This window comes from Bradyrhizobium sp. (assembly GCF_036735945.1).
GTDB lineage: Bacteria > Pseudomonadota > Alphaproteobacteria > Rhizobiales > Xanthobacteraceae > Bradyrhizobium.
Map to the genome: position 1 here is coordinate 1 of NZ_DAINNI010000160.1, position 9,325 is coordinate 9,325.

At 66.1% G+C, this 9,325-nt stretch carries 6 protein-coding genes and 1 pseudogene; 3 read left to right on the forward strand and 4 right to left on the reverse strand.

Translation table 11 applies throughout. The annotated features are described in order from the left end of the window. Positions 1-1,034, reverse strand: a pseudogene (locus V7E26_RS27275) (hypothetical protein); the annotation flags it as partial. Positions 1,035-1,408: 374 nt separating this feature from the next. On the opposite strand from V7E26_RS27275, the gene V7E26_RS27280 reads away from it, so the two are divergent. Then, positions 1,409-2,248 carry a caspase family protein gene (locus V7E26_RS27280; protein WP_324422340.1) on the forward strand — a complete coding sequence of 280 codons (840 nt, stop codon included), beginning with the start codon at positions 1,409-1,411 and terminating at the stop codon, positions 2,246-2,248. 29 nt (positions 2,249-2,277) lie between these two features. On the opposite strand, the gene V7E26_RS27285 is transcribed toward V7E26_RS27280, so the two are convergent. Continuing rightward, positions 2,278-3,177 (reverse strand): efflux RND transporter periplasmic adaptor subunit, encoded by a 900-nt coding sequence (locus V7E26_RS27285; protein ID WP_324422342.1) that lies wholly within the window; start codon positions 3,175-3,177, stop codon positions 2,278-2,280. A gap of 310 nt (positions 3,178-3,487) precedes the next feature. Between V7E26_RS27285 and V7E26_RS27290 the strand changes: the two genes are divergently transcribed. After that, positions 3,488-3,754, forward strand: a complete 267-nt coding sequence (locus tag V7E26_RS27290; RefSeq protein WP_324422344.1) for a DUF1127 domain-containing protein — start codon at positions 3,488-3,490, stop codon at positions 3,752-3,754. 162 nt (positions 3,755-3,916) lie between these two features. Here V7E26_RS27290 and V7E26_RS27295 read toward each other — a convergent pair whose 3' ends face one another. After that, the gene (locus tag V7E26_RS27295) at positions 3,917-6,388 is read right to left on the reverse strand and encodes an adenylate/guanylate cyclase domain-containing protein (RefSeq protein ID WP_324422346.1); all 2,472 of its coding nucleotides are present in this window, start codon (positions 6,386-6,388) and stop codon (positions 3,917-3,919) included. A 204-nt stretch (positions 6,389-6,592) separates the two neighbouring features. After that, a complete protein-coding gene (locus V7E26_RS27300; RefSeq protein WP_324422348.1) occupies positions 6,593-8,671 on the reverse strand; it encodes an AsmA family protein in 2,079 nt (692 codons plus the stop codon). Between the two features lie 217 nt (positions 8,672-8,888). On the opposite strand from V7E26_RS27300, the gene V7E26_RS27305 reads away from it, so the two are divergent. Beyond that, positions 8,889-9,325 (forward strand): Crp/Fnr family transcriptional regulator (locus V7E26_RS27305; protein WP_324422350.1); only part of this gene is annotated, 437 nt, incomplete at its 3' end.

Sequence of the window (9,325 nt, forward strand, 5' to 3'; positions counted from 1 at the left end):
CGCACCTGGTAGCCGCGGTAGAAATCCAGCAGCGGCTGGTCGAGGATCGGATCGGCGGAGCCTGCCTGCGTCGCCGCCGAGAACGAGCACGCGGTGGTGTCGCAATCCGGTACGTAGATGCCGAAGCCGAGATCCTGCTTGATCTGGGCGAAGAAGCGCGAGAAGCGCGGATGCGGACCCGGCGCCAGCGCGGTGACGACGCGCACCGTCGAACCGTCATGCGAGGGCACTTCCTCGGCCGAGGTCTTCAGGCAGAAATCCACCATCTCCGAAATCGCGCGCCGCGATGCCGCGGTCTCTTCCGTCGAGGCCAGCCCGCTCTCGAGGTAGCTCAGCAGCGCCTCGGTGAAGAAGGCGTCGTAATAGGCCGAGCGGTGGCGGATCTGCACCGGCTCCCACATCGGTTCGGCGATCCCCCTCCAGGGCGGGTTGATCAGCGCCCGCGCCGGCGAATGCGCGATGAAGATCCGCGCCAGGCCGAACAGCAGCGTCGAGTTCTTGTAGCCGCGCGAGTTCAGCCCGGTCAGCGCCATCAGCATTTCGCGTCCGCCCATGTCGGCGTCGCCGATCAGGTTGAAGGCGGCATAGGTCGGGATGAAGCCGTTTTTGGCAAACGAGCGCAGCAGGTGCGCGCCGCAGCGGCGGATCGTCAGGTCGATCTCGCTTGCGTCGGGCGCCCGGCTGGATGTCGCGGCCGGGCCGGGTGCGGGATGGCGTGCGCCGATATCGGCCATCAGCTCGGCAATGGGGGCACCGACCGCGGCCCAGTCCGGTTCGGCCTCGTCACGGGCCCGGACCAGCGCCTCGCGCACGGCGCCGAGCCGCTTTTCGTCGCGCAAGGCGGGGTGCCCGGTGCGGCGGAGCAGGGGACGAAGCGCCGGATTGCCGAGCGCGGTCCGATAGAACTTGCCGAGATGCGGGTCGCCGCCGCGGTATTTCAGCAGGACGGGGTCGCAGACGTCATAGAGGGACGGGCCATCTTTCCGGGCGGTCAGCGCCCGGAATGTGGCGCCGGCAATCCTGTGGAAACCCATGCAGTCACTTTCCGCCGGAACGGTGAAGGGAGGGCCGCGTTAAGCATGGCAAATAGCTCAACGTGGCCACCGCCGGCCGGAGCGGGCCCGCAAGCCCTTGAAAACTATATAAATCGGCCTGGAAAAACAATGTGATGTAGGTCACTTAAGTGATATTAACCTTCCACCACTATCGGCGTCGGCTGGCGCCATGCGTCATTGGAGGTTGTTAGGGAAGACGTGGCAGGCTAAAAGCCTGGTTGTTGCGGTGCCGCAAATTTAGCGCAATTCGACGGCACACAGCCGGCAACCCCTTAAACCTGAACGGTCCTCACGCGACTAACTGGCGCGTTCTTGCTTGGCGCCCCTGGATCAAACTTGGGAATGGTAACGCGATGAACCTCGGTCAGCTCCACATCTCCCGCCGCACCGCCACCATCGCCGTGGCTTTTGTCGGCCTGGTGTCGCTGGCGATCGGCGCCCATGCGGCGCTGAACAAGCGTTCGCTCGACGCCGCCAAGGCGATCGACACCGAGCAGACCGGCTCGATCGGCACCGGCGCCAACCGCGTCGCGCTGGTGATCGGCAACGGCCATTATCCGGACGCTTCCGCGCCGCTGGCGCAGCCCATCAACGACGCCCGCGGCCTCACCGCCGCCCTGCGGAGCAAGGGCTTTGACGTCGACGTGGTCGAGGACGCCACCAAGGACGACATGGCCCGCGCTGTTGCCCGCCTGAAGAGCAAGATCAAGCCGGATACCGTCGCGATGCTGTTCTTCGGCGGCTATGGCGTCCAGGTCGGCCGCGAAAGCTTCATGATCCCGGTCGATGCCGCGATCTGGAAGGAAGGCGATGTCCGCCGCGATGGCGTCAGCATCGAACAGGTGCTTGATACGATGTCCGAGAAGGGCGCCAAGGCCAAGCTCGTCGTCGTCGATGCCTCCCGCCGCAATCCCTATGAGCGCCGCTTCCGCTCCTATTCCCACGGCCTCGCCCCGATCTCCACGCCGGAGAACGCGCTGATCCTGACCTCGGCGACGCCGGGCAAGGTCGCCGATGACGGCAAGGGCCAGTACAGCGTGCTGGTCTCCGAGCTGCTCAACAATCTGGACTCGCAGGCCAGCGCCGCCAGCGCCTTCAACAAGACCCGGATCTCGGTCTCCCGCGCTTCCGAGGGCGAGCAGGTCCCGCAGGTCTCTTCCTCGCTCTCGGAAGACGTCCGCCTCGGCGGCTGATCGTCGCCCCGCGAACGCCAGGCGCGCCGCTATTTCGCGTCGGCGCTCGCCATCACCGGTCGCACCGGATCGCCTTCACGGAGCAGCGCGCCGGCGCGCGCCACCACGATGTCGCCTTCCTGCAGGCCGGAGGTAATTTCGACCTGGCCGGCCGACATCAGCCCGGTCTCCACCCGCCGGGTTTCGACGCGCGCGCGGCGCACCACCTGCACCACGGTGCCGGCGGTGCCGTAGAGGATCGCGGTCAGCGGCACCGCGACGCCGCAGCTTTGCCCGGTCTTGATCTGCGCGCGGCCGCTTGAATTGACCAGCAGGCGGCGGTTGGTGGTGACGCCGACGAACACCTGCGCGAGCTGGCTGTTCGGCTCCACGGTGGTCGACAGCCGCCGCACCTTGCCGTCGACTTCGCCGGCGCCGATCACCTTGATCCGCGCGGTCTGGTTCACCTGCAGTTTTGCGATATCGCGTGTCGGCACCATGCCGACCAGGTCGAATTCGGCGCGCGCGATGATCGAGAACAGCGCCTCGCCCTTGCCCGAGGCCATCGCGCCGACGGAAGCCGTCGACGCCGAGATCACCCCGCCGACCGGCGCCTGCACCGAGATCTGCCCACCTTCCGGCAGGTTCAATTTCGCCAGCACCTGCCCCGCGGTGACGCTGTCGCCCGCATCCACCATCACCTCGGCAACCTTCAGCCCCATCCGCTCCGGCCGCACCTGCGTCTCCTCGCGCGGAATGATGGTGCCGGAAACTTCGACGGTGTTGGCAAAGCAGGATTTGGCCGCCTTGAGCACGGTCACCGCGGCGCCCCTGGGCGCGGCGGGATCGCCGTCGTCGGCGCGTGAAACGGACGAGGAAAGGCAGAACAGGCCCGCGGCGATCAGGGCAGTGAGTTTTGGCGTGAAGTCGCGCGCGGCAAGGACGGGCATCGGCAATTCCTTCTCAAATTCAGGGCCTTGGATACCAGAAACGGCCGGTTGGAGCCAAGCGCGATGAAGCCGTTCCCGGCTGTGCATCGGCGCGATTTTGTTAGGAGGGCCTTGGCTTTGTGCGCTCTGATTTTGTCTTGGGCGCGTGGAGAAATGTTCAATTCCATCCTGCGGCTTGATCTACCCCCTGTCCGGTGCTCGCCGCGTTCCGCCGTGCGCACCGAAGTCTGCTGACACCATGCTGGCAGCAGGCCTTCGATAGAAAGAATGGCCGGCAAGGCTGCCGGATTCCGGCTTGGAGAACACGGCCATGACTGTACTGACCAACATGCAGGCTTCCGCCGCCAGGCCGTTTGTTTTGCGAGTTGCAGTTCGGCTGGCGCACCTGCGCCGTTTCATCAACCGCTTGTTCGCGGCAGTTATCGCGCGCCACGGGCGTCAGGCCGCGCGCGCCGACCTGCACCGGCTGGACGACCGCACTCTCACGGATCTCGGGATATGCCGCGCGCAGATCGAGAGCAGCCTCGAAGACCTGGCGCAGACCCGCGCGCGAATGCAGCAGCCGGGATGGCACTGACGGCGGTCTTCTGGACGGATATGCGCCTGGTCCTGCTGCGTCACGGGGCGCGCGAACGCGATCCGTCCAGCCGCCAGGCTACTTTGCATGGGGTTGTTTTCCATATTTTATTTTGACCGGAGGGTCGCGACAGCGCTGCGCGTTTGAGGCCGCGATGGGCGGCTACACCTTCTTCTTCATCCGCGCGGCCGCCGCGGCCGCATCGACCACATTGTCCACCTCCTCGCGCCAGCGGATAACTTCCGCGGCGAGGATCGGGTGGTTGAAACCCTTCAGGTTCAAATCGTCGATCGGGCGACCCTCGACCCATGGTTCGACCATGCCGTAGACGCGCCTGGACACCACGATCTGGTTGGCCTTGGCTTCGTCGCACAGGCGCGAGGCCAGGTTGGTCACGCTGCCGATCGCGGCGTATTCCAGCCGCTGCTCGAAGCCGATCTGGCCGAGCGTGGCGTAGCCGAGCGCGATGCCGATGCCGAAGCCGAGATTGTGGCCGCGGTTGCGCCATTTCTCGGTCAGCGCGCCGACGGTGTCGCGCATTTCCACGGACATCTTGACCGCGCGTGCGGTGTGGTCGGCGAACTGGATCGGCGCGTTGAACAGGATCATGACGCCGTCGCCGGCGTAACGGTCGAGCGTGCCTTCATACTTGAAGATCAGTTCGCCAAGGGCCGCGTGATATTCCCGCAGCACGTTCATCGCCTCTTCCGGCTCGGTGGTCTCGGTGAACGCCGTGAAGCCGCGCAGGTCGCAGAACACCACCGTCACTTCGCGGCGATGGCTGTCGAGCAGGCCCTCATGGCCGTCGGAGGAGGCGATCAGTTGCGCCACCTGCGGCGCCAGAAACCGCTCGAGCCGGCGGATGCGCTCGATCTCGCCGAGCTGCGTCTCGACACGCTCCTCCAGCGAGCGGTTCCAGTCGCGCAACTGGTCGGTCTGGTCCTGCAGCTTGCTGGCCTGCCGGCTCACCATGTCGTTGGCGGCGAGCAGTTCTCGGCTCTTCTGGTCGACTTCGGTGAACAGCCGCGCGTTGCGCATCGCCAGCGCCGCCTGGTGCGCGAACGTCTTCATCAGGCCGATCAGATTGTCGGAGAACTCGCCGGCATTTCGCCGCAGCACCACCAGCGAACCGAGGATGCCGGTCTGGTCGACCAGCGGCACCACCAGCACCGAATGGAAGCCGGCCTCGGTCACGGCATCGCGCAAGGGATGCTCGGGAGCTGCGCCGAGATCGGGGATTGCGATCGGCTCGCCGGACGCCGCGGCCTCGCCGAGCGGCGAGTTGTCGGCGTCGATCGCGCGATGGCGTCCCTCCGCCGCCTTGTCGATGCCGATCGATTCGGTCAGCGAGAACTGGTGATTGCCGGCGTCGTAGCCATAGATCAGCACGGCGTCGGCATGGGTGATTTCCAGCGCGCGGGCGGCCACCGTCGGCAGCACCGCGTTGAGATCGAGCGAGGAGGCGACGGCGCGGCCGACCTCCTCGAGCACCTTGAGCTCGTTGATCGATTGCGCCAGATCGCGCGTCCGCTCCTTCACCTTGCCTTCGAGGTTCGAATAGGTTTCGGCGAGCTGGCCCGCCATGCCGTTGAACTGGTCGGCAAGCTCCTCCAGCTCGTCCGACGTGTTGACCTCGATGCGATGGCCGAAATCGCCGGCGCCGAGCCGCCGCGCGCCGGCCTGCAGCGCCGTGATCGGCACCAGCATGCGCCGCGCCATGATGGTGCCGGCGATGATCGCGACCACGAGGCCGAGCGCGACCAGCAGCGCGATCCGCACCAGCTGGTCGCGGATCGGAGTCAGCGCCTGCGCCGTCGGCTGTTCGAAGAACACGCGCCAGCCGAGTTTCGGCACCACGCTCGATGTCGTCAGCACCGCGTCGCCGCGGACATCGGTGCCCGAAACCGGGGCGACGCCGCCCGGCTTGCTGACGGCGGCGACCTGCGGCAGCGTCAGCAGGTTCTTTCCGATCTCAGGTCCATTCGACGAGGTCGCCAGCACATCGCCCCTGGCGTCGGTGACATAGGCGTAGGTCACCCTGCCGATCTGGGCGTCGATCAGGAATTCCGAGAGGAAGTCGAGGTCGATCTCCGCCAGCGTGATGCTGCCGTCGGCATGCGACAGCACGATCGACATGAACGGGCGCTCGCCACGGAAATAGGCCGGAGCGAAACTGGTGCCGCGCGCTGATGTCTCGGTCAGCCGGACATCGCGGGAGAAGTCCGCATTGCTGCCGGGCGTGATGATCTGGCGCGTCATGCGGAGCTGCTCGCGGCCCTGGCCGTTGAGGAACGAGAGCTGGCTCACCTGCGGCACCTGCCGCAGCAGCTGCGCGTAATCCTCGCGGTGCTGCTCCAGCGTCGCGGCTTCGTTGGCCTTGGTCGCGCTGGCGCGCGTGACCCAGGAAATCTGCCGCTCCAGGTCGGTCATCGATTGCTGGATCCGCTTGGCGGTCGCTTCCGCCTTTTCGGACATGCCATCGTTCAGCGAGCTCTTGATGCCGCGATAGGTGATCCAGATTTCCATCGCGCCGTTGACCGCCAGCACGAACACGACGAGCCCGACCAGCGCGACGACGTATTTGGCGAACAGGCCTTCGCGCAGAAACCGAACCCTGTCCTTGACCTCGCTCATCCGGCCCTCGTGCGGCCACGCCGAAAAGGCGCGCGCATCGGTTCGTCATTGGCGCGGGGGCGGCCTCAATTGGACCCCCGCATGGGAGCCCTGTCTAGCATGAATTGGGGGCCGGGATTGTGCGTCAGCCAACATGGTTAGCCCTGATTTCAGGCAGGATTCAGCGGGATTTGGCCAGGTCCGGCCATGACGGCCTCGGTGGCGTCAGCGATTGAACAGTTGGCGCATCACCTCGTTCATCGCCTGGCTGTCCTGCTGCGCGGCCGCATCATCCGGCGGCAGCGGGGCGGCCTGCTCGGAAGCCGCGGCTTGCGGCGGCGCCTCGGCGGGCGCGTTCGGACCGACGAGGCTGCGCTGGCCGCCCGGCCGCGCGCGGCCTTGGGCTTGGCCTTGAGCCTGGCCGGCGCCGCCCTGGCCGAGCCCGCCGAGGCCCTGCTGCAGCAGGTTGCCGAGCGTCTCGCCGAGCTGGCCGCCAAGCGGGTTGCTGGCCGGCGGCTGGCCGGCCGCCGCGCCCTGTCCGCCGGCTGTGCCCGACTGTCCGCCGAGCAGGCTGCCGATCGCCGCGCCAAGGCCGGCGCCCTTTTCGCCGAACAGGCCCTTGCCCATCTCCTTCAGCCTGGCATAGGCGGCTTCCGGATTGTCGAGGATGCCCTGCATTTCCGGATAGATCCGCGGCGCGCTCCAAGGGCCCTCGAGCATCACGGGGATGCCGAGCCCGACCGGATCGCCGGCGCGGCCCTGGCCTTCGGTGGTCATGACGAGCTTCGGCTCGACGCGAAATCCGATCTGCCTGGTGTCGAGCGCGATGGTGCCGACGCCGGTCATCTTGACCAGCGGGCCTATCAGGTTGAGGTCGGTGGTCTGCGCCTGGCCCTTGTCGATCTTGAACGATGCCGACAATTGCGAGAGGTCGGTCGCCTTTTCCTCGCTCTGCTGCCAGCCCGACAGCGGGCTCGCCGTCAGCGAGCGGATCATCTGCGCGACATTGAGTCCCCTGATCGCGCCGTCCTGGAACACGATGAAGGCGGTGCCCGCCATGTTCGACATGATCGCACGCTGGCTGATGCCGGACGAGCGCACGCTGATCTTCGCCTGCATCTTGCCGTCGAGCCGGTCGAAATCGGCAAGGCCGCTCAGCAGCGGCAAGGCCCGAACATTGGCGAGGTCGGCACGCATCGCAAAAGTGGGCGTGGCGGCGGAGACATCGACGGTCAGATCGCCGCTGGCATTGCCTTCATAGGCGCCGAGATTGGCGACCTGCGCCTTCAGGACGCCGCTTGCGAGCGTGGCGTCGATCGCGGCGGGCGCGAAACGCGCGCCGCCGATAGCGAGTTCGGCCGCGGAAATGCGCGCCTGGATGTCGATGTAATTGAGGCCGTTGATGTCGAGCGTCGCATTGCTCCAGGGCTGCCCCGCGGTGCTGTCGTTGCTGCGCGACATCGCGACCGCAAGCTTCTGGAAATCGAGATCGAGCTTCACCAGCGGCTTGCTCGAGAGGTCGAACGAGGCCCAGCCGTTGAACGCGCCGTCGCCGAGCGTTCCGGTAACGCCGTTGACCATGACGATCGGGCCGTTGAGGCGGGCTTCGGCCTTCGCCGTGAGCTGCCCGTTCAAGAAATCGGGCGCATCGATCTTGATCTCGGCGGGAATGGTCTGCCGCTCGGCCGGAGCCGCCGGCAGCGCCGCCTTGAGTTCGAATTTCAGCGGATTGCCGTTCTTGCGCGCATTGCCCGACAGCGTGACCTTGCGGTCGGCGTCGATGACGATGTCGGCGTTGATGGTCTCGATCCTGTTCTCGACCCGGTCGCGCACATTGGAGAGCACGATCGTGCCGCCGCTCACGCTGATATGCGCGATCGAAAACGCTTCCGTTCCCTTGCCGCCAGCGGGTTTCGCGGCCGGATTGGCTTCCCTCACCACGCGCTCGCGCCGCAACGGCAGACTAGCCACCGGGCGGATGATGACAAGTTCGGTTATCTCGGGCTTGCCGGTCCACAGGCTCGCAAGCGTCACTTCCGCCTCGATGCTCGCGGCCGAGAAGTGGCGGTTGATGTCGCGGTCGCTCGGATGCTGCAGCGTGACGTCGTTCAGCCGGATGCTGAGCGATGATCCCAGGCCGATCCTGGCGCCGCCATTGATGGCGAGCTTGTAGCCGGTCTCCCGTTCGACCCGCTGCTGGATTTCCGTCGTCAGGAAACCGGAGGGGATGCCGGTCACCAGCAGCAGCGCGATGATGACGATCACGGCAGCGATGGTGGCGCCGACAATTTTCAGTGCTTTCATTTCGATATTCCAGACCGCGCAGACGGCACACATTTCGGTGGCGCGACCTGCGGGCGCAACCGGTCAGGCGAGTTTATCCCCGAAAGGAGGGAGGACCCAGCGCCCAAAAATATTCCGAGGGTGCTGCAATGTTATGTGACTTATGACACACTTGGCGGCGAGGAAATCCTGCTAACGGGCGGTCATGGGGCGGTAAATCGATCTGGAAGGCAATACAATGAGCAAACAGGCCGAATTTGCGGTCATTCTGAAAATGAATCCGATGTTCGCCGACTTGGGCGCGAACGAATTGCAGCGCATCGCCGGCCTTTGCCACACCCAGCAGCTCGGCGTCGGCGAAATGTTGTTTCAGAAGGGCGATCCCGGCGATGCCTTGTACGGCGTGCGACGCGGGCAGATCCGGATCGAGACCGGCGCCTCCGACGGCAGCCGCCTGACGCTCAATTTCATGGGTTCCGGCGATCTCTTCGGCGAGGTCGCGGTGCTCGACGGCCAGAGCCGCACGGCGGACGCCACCGCCGGCGAGCCGTCGGAACTGTTCGTGCTCCGGCGCGAGGATTTCCTCGCCTTCCTCGAGCGCGAGCCGAAGGTCGCGATCCAGATCATCATGCTGCTGTGCCAGCGCATCCGCTGGCAGAGCGAGCGGATGGAGGA

Bases quoted from the DNA above. Each gene is read 5' to 3' on its own strand.
- V7E26_RS27280 (WP_324422340.1), top strand. From the start codon at position 1,409: ATGAACCTCGGTCAGCTCCACATCTCCCGCCGCACCGCCACCATCGCC.
- V7E26_RS27290 (WP_324422344.1), top strand. From the start codon at position 3,488: ATGACTGTACTGACCAACATGCAGGCTTCCGCCGCCAGGCCGTTTGTT.
- V7E26_RS27285 (WP_324422342.1), bottom strand. From the start codon at position 3,177: ATGCCCGTCCTTGCCGCGCGCGACTTCACGCCAAAACTCACTGCCCTG.
- V7E26_RS27295 (WP_324422346.1), bottom strand. From the start codon at position 6,388: ATGAGCGAGGTCAAGGACAGGGTTCGGTTTCTGCGCGAAGGCCTGTTC.
- V7E26_RS27300 (WP_324422348.1), bottom strand. From the start codon at position 8,671: ATGAAAGCACTGAAAATTGTCGGCGCCACCATCGCTGCCGTGATCGTC.